Raw genomic sequence first — 20,813 nt, 5'->3', positions numbered from 1 at the left:
GCCATCCGGAGGATCGGACGGCTCATCGCGAGCCTGGTGATCGTCGTGCTCGCCGCGTTCTTCGTGGTGCACATGGTGCCGGGGACCCCGTCCGGGCGGCGCTGGGGCCGACGGCCCCCGCGACGCTGGTGGAGAGCACCCGGGTGCAGCTCGGTCTGGACAAGCCGATCCCGCAGCAGCTCCTGGACTACATGGCAGGGCTGCTGCGGGGCGACCTGGGAACGTCGATCCAGACCGGGCAGTCGGTGGCGGGCACCATCGGCGCTCGCTTCCCGACCACGCTGACCCTCGGCGCGCTCGGTTTCGTCGTGGCCGTCATCGGCGCGCTGCCGATCGGCATGGGCGCGGCCCTGGTCGCACGCACCGGCCGCGGCCGCACGGTCAACAGCGGCATCTCCGGCTTCCTCGGCATCCTCATCGCGATCCCGGACTTCGTGCTGTCGGTCGGCCTGATCGCGGTGTTCAGCATGTGGCTGGGACTCTTCCCGCCCGCGGGCTGGGGAGAGCCGCGAAACGCGGTGCTGCCGGTCCTGGGCCTGGCCCTCGGGTCGATGGCCTATCTGGCGCGCATCGTGCAGGTGGAGATGATCAAGGTCCTCGACTCCACCTACATCGCCACCGCGCGCGCCAAGCGCCTGCCGCAGAGGGTGATCCTGCTGCGTCATGCGCTCCCGAACATCGTCACCGCGACGCTGACGGTGGGCGGTCTGCTGTTCGCCGGCCTCGTCGCCGGGACGGTGATCATCGAGACGATCTTCGCCATCCCCGGAACCGGTGCGACGCTCGTCTCGGCGGTCGGCACCAAGGACTACCCGATGATCCAGGGCATGGTGCTCGTGTACGCCGGGATGGTGCTCGCCGTGAACCTGATCGTCGATCTGATCCTCATCACGATCGATCCCCGCACCACGATCGCAGAAGGGTGAGTGCCACGATGATGGCCACCGCAGCCCCCGGCACGCTGGAAGCACCGCGCGTCGGCCCGCCGTCCTCCCGGCCCCGCCGCCGCTCGCGGTGGATCAGCGTCACCGGCATCACCGCGATCGTGGGCCTCGTCGTGCTGGCGACCATCTCGGTCATCGCGCCGAGCGTCTGGGAGGACGCGGCGACCCTGCGCAACATCCCGGACCGCTGGGCCACGGCGGGGGCGGAGTACCTCTTCGGCACCGACGACCTCGGCCGAGACATCTTCGCCCGCGTCATGATGGCCACGCGCACCTCTCTGCTGCTGACGGCGGGGGCGACGGCGATGCTCATCAGCGGAGGGCTCGTCATCGGCCTCACGGCGGCCATCCTCCCGCGACGTCCGCGGCGGGCGCTCATCTGGGTGATGGACATGCTGCTGGCGTTCCCCTGGCTGCTGCTGGTGCTCTTCTTCACCGTGATCTGGGGGCCACCGCCGTCGGGGCGATGCTGGCGATCGGCCTGGCCGGCATCCCCAACGTCACGCGCCTCGTCTACAACATGGCGGCCTCCGTCGCCGATCAGGACTATGTGCGCGCCGCGCGCGTGGTCGGCGTCGGGCCGTTCGGGATCATGGCCAGGCATGTGCTGCCGAACATCACCGGTCCACTGCTCGTCCAGGCCGCGGCGGCGGCGAGCACCACCCTCCTCGCCTTCGCCGGGCTCTCCTTCCTGGGGCTGGGCGTCCAGGCTCCCGAGTACGACTGGGGGCGCCTGCTCAACGAAGGCCTCGGCCATCTCTACACGAACCCCATGGCGGCCATCGGCCCCGGCATCGCCGTGGTCTTCGCCGCGCTGGTCTTCACGATGATCGCCGAGACGCTCGGCGATCAGCCCGGGCAGGGCATGCGCGCGGTGGCGCAGGCGAGTCGTGCCGCCGTTCTCGCGCAGCGGGCGGCCAAGTCCCACCTCCCGACATCCGAGCAGCATGACGCTGCGGCGCCGCTGGCCGAGGTGCGGAAGCTGCACATCTCCTTCCCCGATGGCGAAGGAGGAGTGGTCGAGCGCGTCAAGGGCGTCGACCTGCACGTCGCCGCAGGGAGGTGGTCGGCATCGTCGGCGAGTCCGGCTCGGGCAAGTCGCTGACCGCGATGGCGCTCGCGGGCCTTCTCGAATCGCCCGCGATCATCGACGCCGAGACGCGCCGCTTCGACGACATCGACCTCGACGCTCCGCTCGGCACCGCCGAGAAGAGGCGGCTGGGCGTGGAGGTCGGCATCATCTTCCAGGACCCGCTCACCTCGCTCAACCCGGCGCTGACGATCGGACGGCAGCTCACCGAGGTGCCCCGGCAGCATCTGGGGCTCAGTAGGGCGGAAGCGCGCAGGGTCGCCGTGGAGGGTCTGGAGGCCGTCCGCATCCCGGATCCTGCCGAGCGGCTCGGCGACTACCCCCATCAGTTCTCGGGAGGGATGCGGCAGCGCGCCATGATCGGCATGGCGCTGACCGGCCGGCCTCGCCTGATCATCGCCGACGAGCCCACCACGGCGCTGGATGTCACGGTGCAGCGGCAGGTGCTCAGCGTGCTGAGCCGGGCCCAGCAGGCCACGGGCGCCGGCATCGTCTTCATCTCGCACGACATCGCCCTGGTCTCCGGCTTCTGCGATCGGGTCGTGGTGATGAAGGACGGCGAGATCGTCGAGCAGCTGGATGCAGCGCACATCAGGGAGCAGGCGAGGCATCCCTACACCGAGGGCTCATCGCCTGTCTCCCCGACATGCGTTCGGATCGCACGCGGCCCCTGCCGGTCATCAGCGACCACCTGCGGCCGCAGGAGCTCTCCGAAGGCACCTCGCCCGTGAACCAGGACGCCGCGGCCGATCGTCCGCACGAGGAGGTCGTGCGATGAGCGCACTCGTCATCGAGGATCTGTCCGTCCGCTACGGCTCGCGCGACGTCGTCTCGGGGTCTGCCTCGAGGTGGCCGCCGGCCGCACGCTGGGTCTCGTGGGGAGTCGGGTTCCGGCAAGTCGACGATCGCCAGCGCCGCGGTCGGCCTGACGCCGATCCGCGAAGGCGACATCCGGGTGAACGGGGTCAGCACGGTGGGGCACGGCAGCGAGGCGAAGCAGGCCCGGAGGAGGATCCAGATGGTCTTCCAGGACCCGTTCTCGGCGCTCGATCCGCGGATGCCGATCGGCGACTCCATCGCTGAGGGACTCCTCGCCGCCGGCCGCCCGTTCTCACGCGAGCAGCGCCGTGCCCGCGTCGCCGAGCTGCTGCAGCAGGTCGACCTGGACCCGGCGCGCGCCGGAGAGCTGCCGAAGTCCTTCTCCGGGGGCCAGCGGCAGCGCATCACCATCGCCCGCGCGCTCGCCGGGGACCCGGAGATCCTCATCGCCGACGAGGTCACCAGCGCGCTCGACGTCTCGGTGCAGTCCACGGTACTGAACCTGCTCCGCGACCTGCAGCAGCGGCTCGGTCTGACCATGCTGTTCATCTCCCACAATCTGGCGGTCGTGCGCTACATCAGCGACGAGACCGCCGTGATGCGTCACGGGCGCATCGTGGAGTTCGGGGAGACGGAGGCGCTGCTGAGCGACCCGGCCGAGCCCTACACGCGGGAGCTGCTGGCCGCCGTGCCGGTGCTGGGCGAGAGGATGGTGCTGGATGGCTGAGACGCCCTCTTTCGAGGACGAGGCACGGGCGCTCCGCGAGCCCTTGCGCGCGCTGCGCCGGGAACTCCACGCCGGAGCCGAGGTCGGTCTCGTCCTTCCCGAGACCCAGCGGATCGTCCTGCGCGAGCTGGAGGGTCTCGGTCTCGAGGTCGCCGTCGGGAAGCGGCTCTCCTCGGTCACCGCGGTGCTGCGCGGCGTGCGACCCGGGCCGGCAGTCCTGCTGCGCGCCGACATGGACGGGTTGCCGATCGCCGAGGCGACGGGGCTTCCCTTCGCCGCGGGCGGCGGGGCGATGCACGCCTGCGGGCACGACCTGCACATGGCGGGCCTCCTCGGAGCCGCGCGCCTGCTCGCCGCGCACCGGGAGAATCTCGAGGGCGACGTCGTCTTCATGTTCCAGCCGGGCGAGGAGGGCCACGGCGGCGGACGCATCATGCTCGAGGAGGGCGTGCTGGACGCCGCCGGGGAGCGTCCGGTCGCGGCCTACGCCGTGCACGTGGACTGCATGACCCCGCGCGGTCTGCTCGTGAGCCGGGCGGGGCGATGATGGCCAGTGTCAGCGCGATCCGGATGACACTGCGCGGCACGGGCGGTCACGCCGCCTTCCCGCACCTCTCGGTCGATCCGGTGCCGGTGGCCGCCGAGCTCGTCCTCGCGGTCCAGTCCTTCGCCGCCCGCCGGGTCCCGGCGACGGACCCGGCGGTGATCTCGGTGACCCGCCTGCGCACGGACTCCGACGCAGGCAACGTGCTCGCGGCATCCGTCGAGATCGAGCTGAACGTCCGCACTCTCAGTCGCGAGACGCTCGCGACGGTGAGGGAGAAGCTTCCGCAACTGCTGACCGCGCTCGCCGAGGCGCATGGCTGCACGCTGGAGAGCGAGTTCATCCCTCGTATCCGGTGACCTACAACGACCCGGCGGAGACCGAGCGGGTGCTCGCCGCGCTCGAGGCTCGGGTCGGCTCGGAGGGCGTGCTGCGACTGCCGGCGCCGTCCATGGCCTCCGAGGACTTCGCCTACGTGCTGGAGGAGGTGCCGGGCACGCTCGTCTTCCTCGGCGTCGCCCCGGACGAGGGATCGACCCCCATGCATTCCGAGACGGCGGTGTTCGACGACTCGATCCTCGACGTGCAGGCCGCGCTCCTGGCAGGTCTCGCCTGGGAGCGCCTCCACGAGCGGTAGACCGGTGCTCTCAGGGCCCCAGCAGGGCAAGCGGGACCACAGCGACGCCGTCCCTGCGACGGTATGCACGCTGGCCGGTGGTCACCACGACGGCATCGGCAAGGCGGTCGCCCAGGCGATCCCGTAGCCATAGAAGATGCCGTACATCGGACGGGCTCACGGTCGCTGCGAGTTTGACCTCTATCGCAATGACGCGATCGCCCCTTTCGACGATCAGGTCCGCTTCATGTGTGCCCGCCTGATCGCGGAAGTGCCAGAGCCGTGCCTCCGCTGCTTGCGCATAGCTCTGCACGCTGAGCGTCACCAATCCTTCGAACAGCCGCCCGAGAGCGGTGCCCTGTTGAGGTCCGAGTGTCGCGTGCTCACGTAGATCTAGAAGCGTCGTTTCATCAAGGCCCATGAGCCGTGCCGCAAGTGCGGGGTCGGCGAGATGATGCTTCGGAGACTTGGCAATGCGCCCGAGATCAACCCCGAAAGGCCGCCAGGCCTCGACCGGATCGAGCATCCACAGCTGCGTGAGGACGTCGCGGTAGGCGATGGTGGTGGGTTTGCTCGGCTTGTCGGCCTCGCCGACGGTCGCAGCATCGAGGATGGTCGTGTAGCTTGCGGTGGAGGCGGTGGCCTCGGCGTAGGCGCGCAGCCACGCGCGCAGAGATGCGGGAGCGCGGACCCGATAGCCTTGCTCGACCATGTCTCTCTCGAGGATGCGCGTCAGATAGCCGTCGAGGGCGAGCCTTCGCGCGCGAGGTGAAAGCCTTCGGATTCCCGGGAAGCCGGAGGAGACGATCTCGCGCACGTAGTCAGGCAGTGTCCATGACGTCTCACCGGCGATCTCACCATTGCCCGGGAACAATGCTGCGAGGGATACCGTTGGTTCCTGCTCGACCCGTTCTGAGATCGCGAGGGGTCGCATCCGCAAACTGGTGATCCGAGCGGCGCCGCTGTGCACCGGTGCCGTCACTGGAACGGCACTCCCCGCGAGGAGGAATTGTCCACCGGAACCATCGCGGTCGACGGCCCTGCGGACGAGATCCCATACGGCGGGCAGGCGCTGCCACTCATCGATCAGAAGCGGCTTGCGCGCCCTGTCGATGAATCCAGGGTCGCTGGCGGTGGCTTCGAGGGCGTCGTCGTTGTCGAGAGGAATCGCGCTCTGTGCGCGGCGCATCGCGGTCGCCGTCTTCCCTACACCCTTCGGGCCGTCCAGGCTGATAGCCGCAAGGGCCGGAAACACCTCATCGAGCTCGCTGTCGATGATGCGTCTCCGGTAGTCCGCCATACCCCTACTTTACCGATTCCACCCTCTCTGCTTTACCAATCCCACATCTTTTACTTTACTGATCCCAGATCTTTACTTTACTTATCCCAGAGGACACTCGTCTAGAATCGGCCGGGTGCCCACCCCCAAGATCGTCCTGTTCTACGCGTTCACGCCGCTCGCCGATCCCGAGGCGATCCGGCTGTGGCAGCGCGACGCCTGCGAGGCGCTGAAGCTGCGCGGGCGGCTCATCATTTCGAAGGACGGCATCAACGGCACCCTCGGCGGCGACCTGCCGGCGCTGAAGGCGTGGGCGCGGTCCTTCCGCTCCTACGCCCCGTTCAAGAACGCCGATATCAAGTGGAGCGAGGGGACGGGCCTGGACGAGGAGGGCCGCAGCCTCGACTTCCCCAAGCTCAGCGTCAAGGTACGCGACGAGATCGTGTCCTTCGGGGCACCGGGGGAGCTGCGCGTCGACGAGAACGGCGTGATCGGCGGCGGCACGCACCTGAGCCCCGAGGAACTGCACCGGCTCGTCGACGAGCGCGGCGAGGAGGTCGTCTTCTTCGACGGCCGCAACGCCCTTGAGGCCCAGATCGGCCGGTTCAAGGATGCGGTCGTCCCCGACGTCGAGACCACGCGCGACTTCGTCCGGCTGCTCGACTCGGGCGAGTACGACGATCTCAAGGGCAGGCCCGTCGTCACCTACTGCACGGGAGGCATCCGCTGCGAGGTGCTCTCGAGCCTCATGACCGCGCGCGGCTTCGGCGAGGTGTACCAGCTCGACGGCGGCATCGTCCGCTACGGGGAGCGCTTCGGCGACGACGGGCTGTGGGAGGGGTCGCTGTACGTCTTCGACAAGCGCGGCTCGGTGGACTTCACCGACCACGCGGCGATCATCGGGGAGTGCGTCGGATGCGGCGAGCCCACCAATCGCACCGCGAACTGCCCCGACCTCTCCTGCCGTCGGCAGTTCGTCGTGTGCGCCGCCTGCGATGCGGCGCCCTGCGCCGAGCACGCCTGAGCGCAGAAAGAGGTCACGCCTGCGCGGGTGACACCACCGGGATGCGGCCCGAGCCCATCGGCAGCAGCGACCGCGGCAGCAGCAGCGCCGCCGCCCGCTCGGACGGCTCCGCTTCGTGGACCAGCTGCCGGAGGACGCGCCGCAGCGGTACGGCCAGGTCACCCGCATCCGAGCCGGGCGCCGCATAGCTCTCGCGCTCGATCGCCTCGATGAGCCTCTGAAGCTCCTCGCCCTTCACACGGTGCCTCCTGCGGAGTCGGATGCCGCGGCCCCGCGGACTCTCCGCCTCGGTCACCGGGATCCGGAGATCCACGAGGGTGTCTTCGAGCTCGGCCCATGCCGCCGCCGCGTCGCCCCGGCCCGCGCGCATCATGCGTCTGGCGCGACGGGTCAGGCGGACGGCGGCGGGGACGAGCAGAGCGATGAGGATCACACCGATCGTGCCCAGAAGCGGGCGGGCGTCGAACGGGGGCAGATCCCCCGCTTGAGGAATGGCCCCCGCGTCATCGTTCCGATCGATCTCCGGTCCTGCCGTGATCTCGGCGCCGGGCGTCGCGCCGGGCGTCGGCGTCGGGGAGGCGCTGTCGGCCTCCTCACGCTCGGCGGTCGTGATGAACTGCGTGGGAGTGCCGCGCGAGGCGGTCGGCTCGAAGGCGATCCAGCCCCAGCGCTCGAAGTACACCTCCGGCCAGGCATGCAGGTCGTCGCTCTTGACCGAGTACAGGATCTCGTCGCCGCGCCGTTCCCCGGTCGGCGTGCCGGGGAGGAAGCCGACGACGATGCGCGAGGGCATGTCGAGCGAGCGGGCCATGAGCGCGAAGGCCGCCGCGAAGTGGACGCAGTACCCGGCCCGCACCTCGAGGAACTGCCCGACGGCCTCGGCCCCCGAACCGTCGAAGCCCTCCTCGACGGGCGTGCTCAGCGAGTAGCGGAACTGGCTGCGGAACCAGGACTGGAGGGCGGCGAGCCGGTCGTAGTCGGTCGTCGCATCCGCGTCACCTCGCGGGCGAGTTCGGCGATGTTCGAGGGGACGTCCTCCGGAAGCGCCCGATGCGCCGGTGCCACTCCGGTGCCGCGGCGATCCCCGCGCATCTCCTCGAGCGTCGGATCGACGACGAGGGAGGCCACCGTGTAGTCCTGGTCCTGCGCGCTCGCCGAGGTGGACACGATGCTGCGGTTGGCGGGCATCGCCCGCCACTCCTCGGACAGCCCGTAGGCGGCGGTGGCCGGGTAGGGCACCGGCAGCCAGCGGCCGGCGACATCCTGCATCCGTATCGACGTCGACCGGCTCTCGAGGTCGTCCGGAAGGCCGCTCTGCCCGAACCCCTCGCGCAGGGGCTGCGTCTCGGCCTCGTCGGTCTGCCACACCTCGCCGTCGAACTCGGACAGCGTCGCCAGGCGCAGATACGGTGCACGTTCGGCGCTCGTGGCGAGAGTGACGACGTCGAAGCTGCGCGGCTCGCGGAGATCCTCGCCGAGGTCGAGCGTCGGATTCAGCATGACCTGGCTGCCCGGCCCCACGCCCATCGCCGACAGCGGCAGACTCGGACCGAAGAACACCGTCGCGCCGATCGCGACGACTCCCACGATGGCGGCCAGCACCACCGGCGAACGACGCGGCGCGCGCGGCTCGCTGCGGACGCTGCGGCGCAGCAGCACGAGGACCAGCACGGCGAAGGCGACGAACCACCAGATGTCCACGGGACTGCGCGTGATGATCATAGGCACTCCGCCGACCACGGCGACCGTCACGGCGGCGAGGACGACCCGGCCGTGCGCGAGCAGGTGATCGAGCAGGATCGCGGCGAGGCCGAATGCGGCCGTCAGCACGAAGACGAGCGAGGTGCTCGGTGCCAGCGGCGCGCTGCCGAACCAGATGCTGCTGATCGACTGCTCGATGAAGTACGGCACGAGCCGGGCCGTGCGCAGCGTCGGGAACACCCCGAACACCGCCGTCGTCCGGCCGAAGAGCATCGTGAGCAGGCACAGCAGGACGAGAAGCTGCACGAGCGCGGTCACCCAGACGCGCAGGGGCAGCGACCGGGAGGCCAGGAGGCGGCGCAGCACCGCCCCGATCACCGTGAGCACGAGCGTCAGGAACAGGATCGGCAGGATCCAGGTCCGCAGTTGGATCACCCCGGCGTACGGCCAGAGCGCCACCACGACCGAGACGACGGCGAGAGCGGATGCCGCGACGGAGGTGCGCCGGCGGGCGGGCTTGTCAGGCATCCGACACCACCTCGTCCAGGCGCTGAGCGGTCCAGCCCGTGGCGCGCAGGGCCTCGAGCGCACCGGGCAGGGGCTCGGCCGCCAGCAGGACGGCCGTCATGGCCGACGGATGCTTGGGCAGCTGATCCGCGGCATCCTCGATGCGCCCGGTGATGACGACGAGCGGGCCGACGGGGGCGCCGTCGAAGCGCGGCACCGCGTCCTTGCCGCGGGGTCCACGGTGGCGAGGGCGACGAGGAGCTCATCGGCGTCCTCCTCGTTCCCGCGCAGCACGCCGAGCTGTGCGCCGCTCGCGTCGAGCACGTCGACGGCGTACCCGTCCGCGGCCAGCTGTATCGCCGCGGACGCGCAGGCGCTCACGGCCAGCTCGAACCGCGGATCCGGCCCTTCGCCGGCGTGCTCCCAGCGGGCCGGGCTCAGGTCGAGCACGACGAGGGCGTCGGGGCTCGCCTCCTCTTCCTCCTGGCGCACCATGAGATCGCCACGATGGGCGGTCGCCCGCCAGTGGATGCGGCGCATCGAGTCGCCCGCGACGTAGCGGCGGGGGCGAGATTGTCGGCTCCCTGCCCCAGGCGGCTGGAGACGGTGTGCGAGGCGCCGCCCGCCGCGCCGTACAGGGTGACCAGGTGCGGCAGCGGCACGAGCTGCGGCACGACCGTGATCGTGCGCTGCCCGCCGAGCCGCTGGCGACGGTTCACGAGGCCGAAGGGGTCGCTCGTGCGCAGCGTCAGAGGTCCCAGCTTCCAGACGCCCCGGCGGATGCCGCGCAGCGCGTAGGACAGCGGGATCGACTCGCGGGCGTCGACCGGGGCGTCCGGGGGCGAGACGGGCCCTCCGCGGTGCCGGTGACGGCCGGCGGCAGGGTGTCGCTCCAGCGGGCGTGGCGGATGAGGCGCCCGCGCGGACGCAGGTGCATGTGCACCTCGGAGGTCTCGCCGACCGTGATGAGGTCGGTGGAGATGGCGCGGGTGACGTCGCCGCGGGCATCCGTGAGGAACACCGACACCAGGCCGAAGGCGACCAGCAGCACGAACAGGAGCGCGACATAGCCCAGTACGGGGGCGGCCAGGACGTTCGCGGCCACGAAGCACGCGATCGCCGCGGCCAGCAGCGCCAGGCCGCGCCCGGTGAACAGCCGACGCAGCGCCATCTCAGCCCCGTGAGGCCACCGGCACCGGGGTGGTCTCGATGATGCGGGCGAGCGCCTCCTCGACCGGCTGGGCTCCGACGCGCTGGGCGCCGCGCGCCGGCAGCAGACGGTGCGCGAAGACGGGGACAAGCAGCACGGTCAGGTCGTCCGGCAGCACGAACTCGCGCCCGTCGAGGGCGGCCCACACCTTCGCCGCACGGATCAGCTGCAGGGTCGCCCGCGGGCTCGCCCCAGGTGCAGGGCGGGGTCGGTGCGGGTCGCCTGCGCGAGGGCGACGGCGTACTCCTCGATGACGGGAGCGACGTGCACGGAGCGGGCGAAGGCGATCAGTCGGGTGATGTCGTCGACGCTGGTGACGGGGCTGAGCGCGGTGAGCGGGTTGACGGTGTCGCGCTGGCGGAGCATGAGCGCCTCGGCCGCGGCATCCGGATACCCCATCGAGATGCGCATCATGAACCGGTCGCGCTGCGCCTCCGGGAGGGCATAGGTGCCCTCCATCTCCAGCGGGTTCTGCGTCGCGACCACGAGGAACGGGCTCGGCAGGTCGTGGGTGCGCCCGTCGGCCGTGACCTGCCCCTCCTCCATCGCCTCCAGCAGCGCCGACTGGGTCTTGGGGAGGAGCGGTTGATCTCGTCGGCGATCACGATGTGCGCGAAGACGGCGCCGCGCTTGAACTCGAACTCCTGCGCGACGGGGTTGTAGACCGAGACGCCGGTGATGTCGCCGGGAAGGAGATCGGGGGTGAACTGGATGCGTCGCACGGTCGCATCGACGCTGGCCGCCATCGCGCGGGCGAGCATCGTCTTGCCGACCCCGGGCACATCCTCGATGAGCAGATGCCCTTCGGCCAGCAGGCACACGAGTGCGAAGCGCACGGCATCCGGCTTCCCGTCGATGACGGTGTCGATCGCGTCGAGGATCGCCTGCGTCTGGGCGGTGAAGCCCCACACGCCGTTCGGAGTATCGGATGCCGTCATGCTGTCCTTCCCGCCGTGCGCGCGGCGCCGCGGTGCGCCTGGTGTCTCGATCGTAACCCGCGACGACCCTGATGCGACCCTGAGTGCCCCTGAATCCGCCCGGATCCGCTTTCGGCGGGAGGGCTGCCGGGGCGCTCATCGGAGTCCCGGCGTCGGGGCCGCGCGGGTCGGTTAGACTGGTGTCCGGCTCTCCGCGTGGCGGCATCCAGGCCAATTCCCCAGGACGGAAACGTAGCAAGGGTAACCGGGCTCTGTCGGGTGCGCGGAGGGCCTTCTCTCTGCGGTATGTGATGCTAATATGTGTTTATGCGCACAACCGTCGATCTCCCCGATGACCTGGCGAAAGCCGCCAAGGTCCTGGCTGCCCAGCGCGGCGAGACGCTCAAAGAGGTGCTGACGCGGGCCGTCGCGCGTGAGGTGGCCGTGGGGCAGTGCACAGGAGGGGCGCCCGCATGCCGTGGCCGGTCATCGGAGGCGGCACAGCCAAGAAGTACGACATCACGAACGAGGACATCGCCGACATCCTCGCCGAAGACGACCTTCGGTACGCTCTGTGATCCTCCTCGACGTCGGCGTCTGGTTGGCGGGGCTCTGGGGCAAGCATCCGGATCACGAGGCCGTGCAGAAGTGGCGCACGACGAAGGAGGAGTCGCTCGCATTCTGCCGCGTCACTCAGATGGGTCTGCTCCGGTTGCTCACCAATCCGAGCGTTCTCCGAGAGGACACGCTCTCGCGTGCGCGAGCGTGGGATGTCCTCGACTCTGTCAGCAGCGACGATCGCGTGACGTTCCTCGACGAGCCCGCCGGGCTGCAACTGCACTGGCGGGCGCTCTCCGCCAGGGACGACAAGAGTCACAAGCTGTGGACCGACGACTACCTCGCGGCATTCGCGCTGGCATCCGGAGCTCCGTTCGCCACGCTCGATCGCGCCGTCGCCGGGCGCTACCTCACGCTGCGGGTCGAGACGGTCGGCACATCCCCGGCCTCGTGATCCCTCTGTCGCACCCATAGGCTGGTGCCGTGGCGCGCAGCATCTACATCACCTCCGCGGAGGGGCATACCGGCAAGTCCACGATCGCGCTGGGTGTGCTCGATGCGCTCATGCGGGTCACCCCGCGCGTGGGCGTCTTCCGCCCGATCGCCCGCTCCGCCGTCGAACGCGACTATGTGCTCGAGCTCCTGCTCGACCATGACGGCGTCCACCTGGAGTACGAGGAGTGCGTCGGCGTCACCTACGACGACGTGCGCGACGACCCGGATGCCGCGCTCGCGACGATCGTCGAGCGCTTCAAAGCAGTCGAGGCCCAGTGCGAGTCGGTGGTCATCGTCGGCAGTGACTACACGGATGTCGCCAGCCCGGCCGAGCTCGGCTACAACGCCCGGGTCGCGGCGAACCTCGGCGCTCCCGTGCTCCTCGTGCTCAGCGGCCGCGATCAACGGGAGCAGGCCGAGCAGCTGGGGACGACGACCGCGCGGACGCCCGCCGAGGTCGGTCAGATCGCCTCGCTGACGCTGAGCGAGCTCGCCCAGGAGCGGGCCGAGCTGTTCGCCGTGATCGTGAACCGCGCCGACCCCGAGAGGCTCGGCGAGACGATCGAGGCCGTGCGCGCGGTGCACTCCGAGACGGCATCCGTCTGGGCGATCCCGAGGACCGCTCGCTCGTGGCCCGTCGATCCGCGGGATCATGGCCGCCGTCGACGGCCGGCACGTCGCGGGCGATCCGGAGTCGCTCACCCGCGAGGCCCTCGGCGTCGTGGTGGCCGGCATGTCGATGGTCAACGTCCTGCCCGGCTGACCGAGGGGCGGTCGTGGTGATCCCCGCCGACCGCACCGAGGTGCTGCTGGCGACGCTGCTGGCGAACGAGTCGGGCACCTTCCCCGCGATCGCCGGCATCGTGCTCAACGGCCCCTTCGAGCTGCCCGAGCCGATCAGGCGGCTCCTGGACGGCTTCGGCTCCGCACTCCCGATCATCGCGACCGATCACGGCACCTACGACACGGCGGTGCGCATCATGAACGCCAGGGGACGGCTCTCGGCGGACTCGCGGCGGCGCTACGACACCGCGCTCGCGCTCTTCCAGACGCATGTCGATCTCACCGAGCTCACGATCGCCCTCGGCGTCGCCGAGTCCAGCGTGGTCACCCGCTCATGTTCGAGTACGGGCTCATCGAGCAGGCGCGCACCGATCGCCGCCACATCGTGCTGCCGGAGGGGGAGGACGACCGGATCCTGCGGGCCGCGGCGTCCGTCCTCGCCCGCGGCATCGCCGACCTCACGATCCTCGGCGAGGAGGCCGAGGTCCGGGGCCGGGCGACCGAGCTCGGCATCGACATCGGCGCCGCACGCATCCTCAGCCCGCGCGACCCCGACCATGTGGCGCGCTTCGCGGCCGAGTATGCGCGGCTGCGGGCGCACAAGGGCATCACGGTCGGTCAGGCCGCCGACATCGTCACCGACGTCTCCTACTTCGGGACGATGATGGTCCACCTGGGGCTCGCCGACGGCATGGTCTCGGGCGCGGCGCACACGACCGCGCACACGATCCGTCCGGCCTTCGAGATCATCAAGACGGCCCGGGCGTCGACGTCGTCTCCAGCGTCTTCCTCATGGCGCTCGCCGACCGCGTGCTCGTCTACGGCGACTGCGCGGTGATCCCCGATCCGACCAGCGCCCAGCTGGCCGACATCGCGATCTCCTCGGCGGCCACGGCCGCCCGCTTCGGGATCGAGCCGCGCGTGGCGATGCTCTCCTACTCGACGGGCGAGTCCGGGTCGGGCGCCGACGTCGAGAAGGTGCGCGCGGCGACCGCCCTCGTCCGCGAGCGCGCGCCGGGGCTGCCGGTCGAGGGGCCGATCCAGTACGACGCGGCGGCGGACGCGGCCGTCGCCGCCGCCAAGCTCCCCGAGTCGCAGGTCGCCGGCCGCGCGACAGTGTTCGTCTTCCCCGACCTCAACACCGGCAACAACACCTACAAGGCCGTGCAGCGCTCGGCCGGCGCGGTGGCGATCGGACCGGTGCTGCAGGGGCTGAACAAGCCCATCAACGACCTCTCCCGCGGTGCCCTTGTCGACGACATCGTCAACACGGTCACGATCACCGCGATCCAGGCGCAGGGGGCGACTCCGTGAGCGTCGTCCTCGTCGTCAACTCCGGCTCGTCCTCGCTCAAGTACAGCCTCATCGACATGTCCTCCGAGCGGACGCTCGCCGACGGGCTCATCGAGCGGATCGGCCCGTCGGCGAGCTCAGGGACCGGAGTGGCGACCCACACCGTGCGCGCCTTCGGGGAGCGGATGCCGCACCCGCCGTCCTGGACGCGACGCGCACCCAGGAGCTGCCGATCCCCGACCACGACCGCGCGTTCGACGTCATGCGCGAGGCCTTCGCGGCCTACGGGCCGTCGCTGGAGGAGAACCCGCCGGTCGCCGTCGGGCACCGGGTCGTGCACGGCGGCTCCCGCTTCGTGGATCCCGTCCTGGTGACGGCCGAGGTCGAGGCCGAGATCGAGGCGCTCTCGGTCCTTGCGCCCCTGCACAACCCCGCCAATCTCGCCGGCATCCGTTCGGCGGAGGCCGCCTTCCCCGCGCTGCCGCATGTGGCGGTCTTCGACACCGCCTTCCACCAGACCCTGGCGCCGGCCGCCTACACCTACGCGATCGACGCCGAGGTCGCCCGCGACCACCAGGTGCGCCGCTACGGCTTCCACGGCACGAGCCACAAGTTCGTGAGCGAAGAGGCGGCGCGCTTCCTCGGGCGCGACACCGCCGAGCTGCGGCAGATCGTCTTCCATCTCGGCAACGGCGCCTCGGTCACCGCCGTGCGCGGGGGCCGTTCGGTCGAGACCTCGATGGGTCTCACGCCCCTGGAGGGACTGGTCATGGGCACCCGCTCGGGCGACATCGATCCGGCCGCGCTCTTCCACCTCGCCCGCACGGCGGGCATGACGGTCGACGAGCTCGACGTGCTGCTGAACCGCCGCAGCGGTTTGCTGGGTCTGTCGGGGCGCAGCGACATGCGCGACATCCTCTCCGGCGTCGAGGAGGCCGATGCCGCCGCCGTCCTCGCCTTCGACGTCTACATCCATCGGCTGCGCGCCTATGCGGGCTCCTACCTGGCGCTCCTCGGCGGGGTCGACGTCATCTCCTTCACCGCCGGGTCGGCGAGAACGCCGCGCGCGTGCGCGCCGAGGCGATGGCGACCCTGGGCTTCGCCGGGGTGCGGATCGATGCCGCCCGCAACGAGGCGCGGCGCCGCGGCATCCGACGCATCTCCGCGGACGACTCCGCGGTCGACGTGCTCGTCGTGCCCACGAACGAGGAGCTGGAGATCGCCCGGCAGGCGTTCGCCCTCGCCGTCTCCTGAGCGTGCGCACCGAGTTCAGATCCCGGATGCCGGAGGGCTACCGTTCCGGCGGCCCACGGCCCTACGCTGGACGGGTGGCGCGATGACGAGCCGGCCCGACGTGACAACCCTGCCTCAGAGAGGGCTCCCATGCCTGAAAACCTCCCTGATCTCCGCGCCGTGGGAGGCGTGCTCTTCGACCTCGACGGCGTGCTGACACCCACGGCCGAGGTGCACATGCGCGCCTGGCAGCACGTCTTCGACGACCTGTTCGCCGACTGGGGGATCACCCCCGCCTACACCGACGACGACTACTTCGCTCACGTCGACGGCAAGAAGCGCTACGACGGCGTCGCGAGCGTGTTGCGCAGCCGCAACGTCGAGCTGCCGTGGGGAGCCCCGCGGACCCGCCGACCGCCGAGACCGTGTGCGGCATCGGCAACCGCAAGAACGACGCCTTCGCCGAGGAGCTCGCCGCGAACGGGGTCGATCCCTATCCCGGCTCCCTCGCCGTCGTCGAACGGCTGCACGCGGCTGGCACGGCGCTCGCCGTCGTGTCCAGCTCGAAGAACGCGGGCGCGGTGCTCGCGGCATCCGACCTCGCCCGGTTCTTCACCGCGGTGGTCGACGGCATCGTCGCCGAGCGCGACCACCTGCCCTCGAAGCCCGCTCCGGACATGTTCCTCGCGGCGCCCAGGCGCTCGGCCTCGACGCGGCCGACTGCATCGCCGTGGAGGACGCCGTCTCGGGCGTCAGAGCGGCGGCGGACGCCGGATGCGCCGCGGTCGTCGGCGTGGACCGCGGGGCCGGAGCCGAGGAGCTCACCGCGGCCGGCGCGACGTGTATCGTCGATGATCTTGCCGTTTTCCTCCCTGACCTTGATTCGGAGCACGAATGATCGACCGGCAGCGCTTCCCCGCCGACCCCTGGCGTCTCGTCGAGACCGGCTATTCGGGGGATGGGGTCTCCGAGACGGTCTTCACCGTCGGCAACGGCTATCTGGGACTGCGCGGCAACCACATCGAGGGTCGCGGTGCGCACGAGCACGGCACCTTCATCAACGGACTGCATGAGACCTGGCCGATTCGTCACGCCGAGCAGGCCTATGGCTTCGCCGAGGTCGGACAGACGATCGTCAACGCCCCGGACGCGAAGATCATGCGCGTCTACGTGGACGATGAGCCGCTGTCGTTCGACGAGGCGTCCGTCCGGGACTACGAGCGCTCCCTCGACATGCGCACCGGCGTGCTGAGCCGGAGCCTGGTCTGGGAGACCCCTCGGGCAAGCGGGTGCGCATGCGCGACGAGCGTCTGGTCAGCTTCGAGGAGCGCCACCTCGCCGTGCTGCGGCTGGAGGTCACGGTCGAGAACGCCGATGCGCCGGTGACGGTGAGCTGCCAGCTCATCAACCGGCAGGACGGCGAGGACGTCTACGGCGGCACGCATACCGGACCGGGGAAGGCCGGCTTCGATCCGCGCCGCGCCGAGAGGATCGCCGAGCGCGTGCTGGTGCCGGGGAGTACTGGCAGGACGGGCTGCGCTCGGCGCTGTCCTACCGCGTCGCCGACTCGGGCATGACCGTCGCCGTCGTCGCCGATCACGTCATCGAGACCGACAACGACTACTCGGCACGGCAGCTCGTCGAGCCCGACATCGCCAAGAACGTCTTCCGCGTGCAGGCGCGGGCCGGGGTCCCCATCCGGATCACCAAGCTCGTGAGTTATCACACCTCGCGAGGGGTGCCGGCGCGGGAGCTCGTCGATCGGTGCCGGCGCACCCTCGACCGTGTCGCTGTGGAGGGGGTCGAGCGGCAGTTCGATCGCCAGGCGGGGTGGTTGGAGCGCTTCTGGAGCCGCTCGGACGTGCTGATCGAGGGGCACGACGACCTGCAGCAGGCGACCCGCTGGTGCCTGTTCCAGCTCGCGCAGGCCGCGGCGCGCGCGGACGGGCTGGGCATTCCGGCCAAGGGGGTGTCCGGCTCCGGATACAGCGGTCACTACTTCTGGGACACCGAGATCTACGTGCTCCCTTCCTCAGCTACACGACGCCGCGGCTGGCGCTGAACGCCCTCCGCGCCCGTGTGCTCATGCTGCCCGCGGCCCGCAAGCGCGCGGCGCAGCTCAACGAGGCCGGGGCGCTCTTCCCCTGGCGCACGATCAGCGGCGAAGAGGCTTCGGCGTATTATGCGGCCGGCACGGCGCAGTACCACATCAACGCCGACGTGAGCTTCGCGCTCGGCAAGTATGTGCGGGCCACGGGCGACGAGGATTTCCTGTACCGCGAGGGCGTCGACATCCTCGTCGAGACCGCGCGACTCTGGGCCACACTGGGCTTCTGGCGATCGAGCAACGGCGACGAATCGTTCCACATCCACGGGGTCACCGGTCCCGACGAGTACACGACGGTCGTCAACGACAACCTCTTCACGAACGTCATGGCCCGCTACAACTTGCGCTACGCCGCGCGGGTCGTCCGCAGCATCGCGCACGACAGCCCCGAGGCCTACGCCGCGCTCGTGGAGCGTCTCGACCTGGATCCGGGGGAGTGCGACCTGTGGGAGCGCGCCGCCGAGGCGATGCACATCCCCTTCAGCGAAGCGCTGGGCATCCACCCGCAGGACGCGCAGTTCCTCGAGAAGGAGGTCTGGGACCTCTCCCAGAGCCCGCCCGAGCAGCGCCCTCTCCTGCTGCACTACCACCCGCTGGTGATCTACCGCTTCCAGGTGCTCAAGCAGGCCGATGTCGTGCTGGCGCTGTTCCTGCAGGGCAATCACTTCACCGACGAGGAGAAGCTCGCCGACTTCGAGTACTACGACCCGCTGACGACGGGCGACTCGACGCTGTCGGCGGTCGTGCAGTCGGTGCTCGCCGCCGAGGTCGGCTATCAGGATCTGGCCCGCGAGTACTTCGAGCAGTCGCTCTTCGTCGACCTCGCCGACCTCCACCACAACGCCTCCGATGGCGTGCACGTGGCCTCGGCCGGGGCGTGTGGACAGCGCTCGTCTTCGGCTTCGGCGGCATGCGCGACCATCAGGGCGAGCTCAGCTTCGACCCGCGCCTCCCGGAGGACTGGCCGTCGCTGAAGTTCCCGCTGCGGTGGCAGGGATCGCGCCTGTACATCACGGTCACGAAGGACGCGCTGACCGTCGAGGTGCGCGAGGGCGAGCCGGTGAGCTTCAGCGTGCGCGGCACCGCCTATGAGGTGTCGGATGCCGTGACGATCCCGCTCGACGGTCAGGGCCCGGTCCGGCCCGGCCGCCCGACCCTGCGGCAGATCGCGGATGCGCGCAGAGAGGACGGGACGCTGCTGTCCGCATCTGTTCCGGTCACCTCCGCGCTGTCCCTCGATCTCATCGCCGAGGAGCAGGCGAAGCGGGAAGAGCAGGGCACCCGAATGCGATCCGCTGAGCCGGGCGAAGTGTCCGAGCCACGCCGTAGGCTGGTGTGGTGACCACAGCCCTCTACCGCCGCTACCGGCCCGAGACCTTCGGCGAGATGATCGGGCAGTCCCAGGTGACCGATCCGCTGATGACGGCGCTGCGCGGTGACCGGGTCGGCCACGCCTATCTGTTCTCGGGGCCGCGCGGCTGCGGCAAGACCACCTCGGCGCGCATCCTCGCGCGGTGCCTGAACTGCGCAGAGGGGCCCACCGACACCCCGTGCGGCACCTGCCCGAGCTGCGTCGAGCTGTCGCGGGCCGGCGGCGGCTCGCTCGACGTCGTCGAGATCGACGCGGCCAGTCACAACGGCGTCGACGACGCCCGCGACCTGCGCGAGCGGGCGACCTTCGCCCCAGCCGCGACCGGTTCAAGATCTTCATCCTCGACGAGGCGCACATGGTCACGCCGCAGGGCTTCAACGCCCTGCTCAAGCTCGTCGAAGAACCCCGGCGCATGTGAAGTTCATCTTCGCGACGACCGAGCCCGAGAAGGTGCTGGGCACCATCCGCTCGCGCACGCATCACTATCCGTTCCGGCTCGTGCCGCCCGCGGCCATGCTCGAGTACGTCGAGAAGCTCTGCGGCGAGGAGGGCGTGCAGGTCGAGACGGGTGTGCTGCCGCTCGTCGTCCGCGCCGGCGGAGGATCGCCGCGAGACACACTGTCGCTCTTGGACCAGCTGATCGCCGGGTCCGACCCCGAGGGCGACGCGGTGAAGGTCCGCTACGAGCGCGCCGTCGCGCTGCTGGGCTACACCCACACCGCGCTCCTCGACGAGATCGTCGATGCCCTGGCGGGCGCGAACCCGGCCGAGGCATTCCCCGCGGTCGACCGCGTCGTGCAGACCGGGCAGGACCCCCGTCGTTTCGTCGACGACCTGCTCGAGCGCCTGCGCGATCTCATCGTGATCGCCGCGGTCGGAGACGAGGCCGCCGCGGTGCTGCGCGGTCGCACCGAAGACGAGCTGGAGCGGATGCGGGGCAGGCCGATCTCTTCGGCGCCGACCGGCTCTCGCGCACCGCCGACATCGTCAGCGCCGCCCTCGACGACATGACCGGCGCCACCTCTCCGCGTCTGCAGCTCGAGCTCATGGTGGCCCGCGTGCTCGCCTCGGCCGCCGCTGCGGCATCGTCGGCATCCACCCCGGCGGCGCAGGGCACCGCCCCTTCCGCCGTCGCGGCCCGGCGGTCCCACCCTCCGTCGCCGCGCCGAGCACGGCGAAACCCGACCCGGTCACCCCGCAACCACCGGTCGTTGAGCGAGGCCGCGAAGCGACCGAGTCGAAACGCGGCGACGATGCCGCAGTCGGCCACCATGTGCCGCCTCCGGCACCCGCCGCCGCGCCGACTTCTCAGCCGACCCCGGAGCCCGAACCTGCCCCGTCGGTCCCGTCACCTTCGATCGCCTCACGGCCGCCTGGCCCGCGATCCTCACACGGCTCGAGTCGCTCAGCCGCGGCGCCTGGATCGCCGTCACCGTCGCGCAGCCGCTCGCCTACGACACCGACACCGAGGTGCTGACGGTCGGCTTCGCCGCCAAGAGCGACCTCGACACCTTCAAGGGCACCACGCCCGGCTCGGGACCCTCCGACCACCTGCGCACGGCCATCGAGGCCGAGCTCGGCGTGCGGGTGAAGT

At 70.6% G+C, this 20,813-nt stretch carries 16 protein-coding genes, 1 other RNA gene and 8 pseudogenes; 17 read left to right on the top strand and 8 right to left on the bottom strand.

The features are described 5' to 3' along the window. The first annotated feature begins 128 nt into the window (after positions 1-128). Positions 129-926: an ABC transporter permease gene (locus KAE78_RS03040; protein WP_262927726.1), complete on the top strand. Its 798-nt coding sequence runs from the start codon at positions 129-131 to the stop codon at positions 924-926. Here the strand turns inward: KAE78_RS03040 and KAE78_RS03035 are convergent. After that, complete coding sequence (locus KAE78_RS03035) at positions 889-1,338, bottom strand: hypothetical protein (RefSeq protein ID WP_223172531.1); 450 nt, start codon at positions 1,336-1,338, stop codon at positions 889-891. The two genes, KAE78_RS03040 and KAE78_RS03035, sit on opposite strands and share 38 nt — an antisense overlap. On the opposite strand from KAE78_RS03035, the gene KAE78_RS03030 reads away from it, so the two are divergent. The 6 genes from KAE78_RS03030 to KAE78_RS18255 all read left to right on the top strand — a co-directional run bounded on the left by KAE78_RS03030 (position 1,324) and on the right by KAE78_RS18255 (position 4,761). Then, positions 1,324-2,049, top strand: a complete 726-nt coding sequence (locus KAE78_RS03030) for an ABC transporter permease subunit (protein ID WP_223172381.1) — start codon at positions 1,324-1,326, stop codon at positions 2,047-2,049. The genes KAE78_RS03035 and KAE78_RS03030 overlap by 15 nt on opposite strands. Further along, the gene (locus tag KAE78_RS03025) at positions 2,007-2,765 is read left to right on the top strand and encodes an ABC transporter ATP-binding protein (protein WP_223171736.1); all 759 of its coding nucleotides are present in this window, start codon (positions 2,007-2,009) and stop codon (positions 2,763-2,765) included. The genes KAE78_RS03030 and KAE78_RS03025 overlap by 43 nt, the downstream gene beginning before the upstream one ends. Positions 2,766-2,830: 65 nt before the next feature. Then, entirely contained in the window at positions 2,831-3,580 is a 750-nt protein-coding gene (locus KAE78_RS03020; RefSeq protein WP_317451907.1) for an ATP-binding cassette domain-containing protein, read from the top strand. Further along, positions 3,573-4,127: a M20/M25/M40 family metallo-hydrolase gene (locus KAE78_RS18265; protein WP_317451838.1), complete on the top strand. Its 555-nt coding sequence runs from the start codon at positions 3,573-3,575 to the stop codon at positions 4,125-4,127. Before KAE78_RS03020 ends, KAE78_RS18265 begins: the two co-directional genes overlap by 8 nt. 23 nt (positions 4,128-4,150) lie before the next feature. Continuing rightward, a complete protein-coding gene (locus KAE78_RS18260) occupies positions 4,151-4,483 on the top strand; it encodes a peptidase dimerization domain-containing protein (protein WP_317451837.1) in 333 nt (110 codons plus the stop codon). Then, positions 4,480-4,761 (top strand): M20/M25/M40 family metallo-hydrolase, encoded by a 282-nt coding sequence (locus KAE78_RS18255; RefSeq protein WP_317451836.1) that lies wholly within the window; start codon positions 4,480-4,482, stop codon positions 4,759-4,761. The genes KAE78_RS18260 and KAE78_RS18255 overlap by 4 nt, the downstream gene beginning before the upstream one ends. A gap of 10 nt (positions 4,762-4,771) precedes the next feature. Here the strand turns inward: KAE78_RS18255 and KAE78_RS03010 are convergent, their stop codons facing one another. Further along, complete coding sequence (locus KAE78_RS03010) at positions 4,772-6,040, bottom strand: ATP-binding protein (RefSeq protein WP_223171735.1); 1,269 nt, start codon at positions 6,038-6,040, stop codon at positions 4,772-4,774. Positions 6,041-6,155: 115 nt separating this feature from the next. On the opposite strand from KAE78_RS03010, the gene KAE78_RS03005 reads away from it, so the two are divergent. Next, positions 6,156-7,043 (top strand): rhodanese-related sulfurtransferase, encoded by an 888-nt coding sequence (locus KAE78_RS03005; RefSeq protein WP_223171733.1) that lies wholly within the window; start codon positions 6,156-6,158, stop codon positions 7,041-7,043. Positions 7,044-7,056: 13 nt separating this feature from the next. Here KAE78_RS03005 and KAE78_RS03000 read toward each other — a convergent pair whose 3' ends face one another. The 6 genes and pseudogenes from KAE78_RS03000 to KAE78_RS02975 form a co-directional block, all read right to left on the bottom strand. Next, entirely contained in the window at positions 7,057-8,241 is a 1,185-nt protein-coding gene (locus KAE78_RS03000) for a transglutaminase-like domain-containing protein (protein ID WP_223171731.1), read from the bottom strand. After that, positions 8,205-9,272, bottom strand: a pseudogene (locus tag KAE78_RS02995) (DUF3488 domain-containing protein); the annotation flags it as partial. The pseudogene KAE78_RS02995 and the gene KAE78_RS03000, both read right to left, overlap by 37 nt. Positions 9,273-9,368: 96 nt before the next feature. Then, complete coding sequence (locus KAE78_RS02990; protein ID WP_223171730.1) at positions 9,369-9,791, bottom strand: DUF58 domain-containing protein; 423 nt, start codon at positions 9,789-9,791, stop codon at positions 9,369-9,371. After that, positions 9,689-9,970, bottom strand: coding sequence for a hypothetical protein (locus KAE78_RS02985; protein WP_223172530.1), 282 nt, complete (start codon positions 9,968-9,970; stop codon positions 9,689-9,691). Before KAE78_RS02985 ends, KAE78_RS02990 begins: the two co-directional genes overlap by 103 nt. Positions 9,971-9,999: 29 nt before the next feature. Beyond that, positions 10,000-10,422, bottom strand: a complete 423-nt coding sequence (locus KAE78_RS02980) for a hypothetical protein (protein ID WP_223171729.1) — start codon at positions 10,420-10,422, stop codon at positions 10,000-10,002. Position 10,423: 1 nt separating this feature from the next. Beyond that, positions 10,424-11,399, bottom strand: a pseudogene (locus tag KAE78_RS02975) (AAA family ATPase). A 182-nt stretch (positions 11,400-11,581) separates the two neighbouring features. Between KAE78_RS02975 and ffs the strand changes: the two are divergent. The 9 genes and pseudogenes from ffs to KAE78_RS19220 all read left to right on the top strand — a co-directional run. Further along, positions 11,582-11,677: signal recognition particle sRNA small type (gene ffs / locus KAE78_RS02970), an RNA gene on the top strand. Between the two features lie 275 nt (positions 11,678-11,952). Continuing rightward, entirely contained in the window at positions 11,953-12,390 is a 438-nt protein-coding gene (locus KAE78_RS02965; protein WP_223171728.1) for a TA system VapC family ribonuclease toxin, read from the top strand. A 29-nt stretch (positions 12,391-12,419) separates the two neighbouring features. Beyond that, positions 12,420-14,528, top strand: a pseudogene (gene pta / locus KAE78_RS02960) (phosphate acetyltransferase). Then, positions 14,525-15,761, top strand: a pseudogene (locus KAE78_RS02955) (acetate/propionate family kinase). Before pta ends, KAE78_RS02955 begins: the two co-directional pseudogenes overlap by 4 nt. Before the next feature lie 129 nt (positions 15,762-15,890). Further along, a pseudogene (locus KAE78_RS02950) lies at positions 15,891-16,638 on the top strand (HAD family hydrolase). After that, positions 16,635-17,317, top strand: a pseudogene (locus tag KAE78_RS19235) (hypothetical protein). The pseudogenes KAE78_RS02950 and KAE78_RS19235 overlap by 4 nt, the downstream one beginning before the upstream one ends. Further along, positions 17,275-18,821: pseudogene (locus KAE78_RS19230) on the top strand (glycoside hydrolase family 65 protein). Before KAE78_RS19235 ends, KAE78_RS19230 begins: the two co-directional pseudogenes overlap by 43 nt. Continuing rightward, positions 18,758-19,189, top strand: coding sequence for a glycosyl hydrolase family 65 protein (locus KAE78_RS19225; RefSeq protein ID WP_411155974.1), 432 nt, complete (start codon positions 18,758-18,760; stop codon positions 19,187-19,189). Before KAE78_RS19230 ends, KAE78_RS19225 begins: the two are co-directional and overlap by 64 nt. Beyond that, positions 19,186-20,782: pseudogene (locus KAE78_RS19220) on the top strand (DNA polymerase III subunit gamma and tau); the annotation flags it as partial. The gene KAE78_RS19225 and the pseudogene KAE78_RS19220, both read left to right, overlap by 4 nt. Between the last annotated feature and the right edge of the window lie 31 nt (positions 20,783-20,813).

Source organism: Microbacterium sp. NIBRBAC000506063 (assembly GCF_017968845.1).
Classification (GTDB): Bacteria; Actinomycetota; Actinomycetes; order Actinomycetales; family Microbacteriaceae; genus Microbacterium.
Note: the sequence above shows the minus strand (reverse complement) of the source record. Positions and strands in the feature narration are given on the sequence as shown.

Coding starts and splice junctions, on each gene's coding strand:
- KAE78_RS03035 (WP_223172531.1), bottom strand. CDS start 1,338: ATGTCCATCACCCAGATGAGCGCCCGCCGCGGACGTCGCGGGAGGATG.
- KAE78_RS18265 (WP_317451838.1), top strand. CDS start 3,573: ATGGCTGAGACGCCCTCTTTCGAGGACGAGGCACGGGCGCTCCGCGAG.
- KAE78_RS18260 (WP_317451837.1), top strand. CDS start 4,151: ATGACACTGCGCGGCACGGGCGGTCACGCCGCCTTCCCGCACCTCTCG.
- KAE78_RS03010 (WP_223171735.1), bottom strand. CDS start 6,040: ATGGCGGACTACCGGAGACGCATCATCGACAGCGAGCTCGATGAGGTG.
- KAE78_RS02990 (WP_223171730.1), bottom strand. CDS start 9,791: ATGCGCCGCATCCACTGGCGGGCGACCGCCCATCGTGGCGATCTCATG.
- KAE78_RS02980 (WP_223171729.1), bottom strand. CDS start 10,422: ATGGCGCTGCGTCGGCTGTTCACCGGGCGCGGCCTGGCGCTGCTGGCC.
- KAE78_RS19225 (WP_411155974.1), top strand. CDS start 18,758: ATGCGCGACCATCAGGGCGAGCTCAGCTTCGACCCGCGCCTCCCGGAG.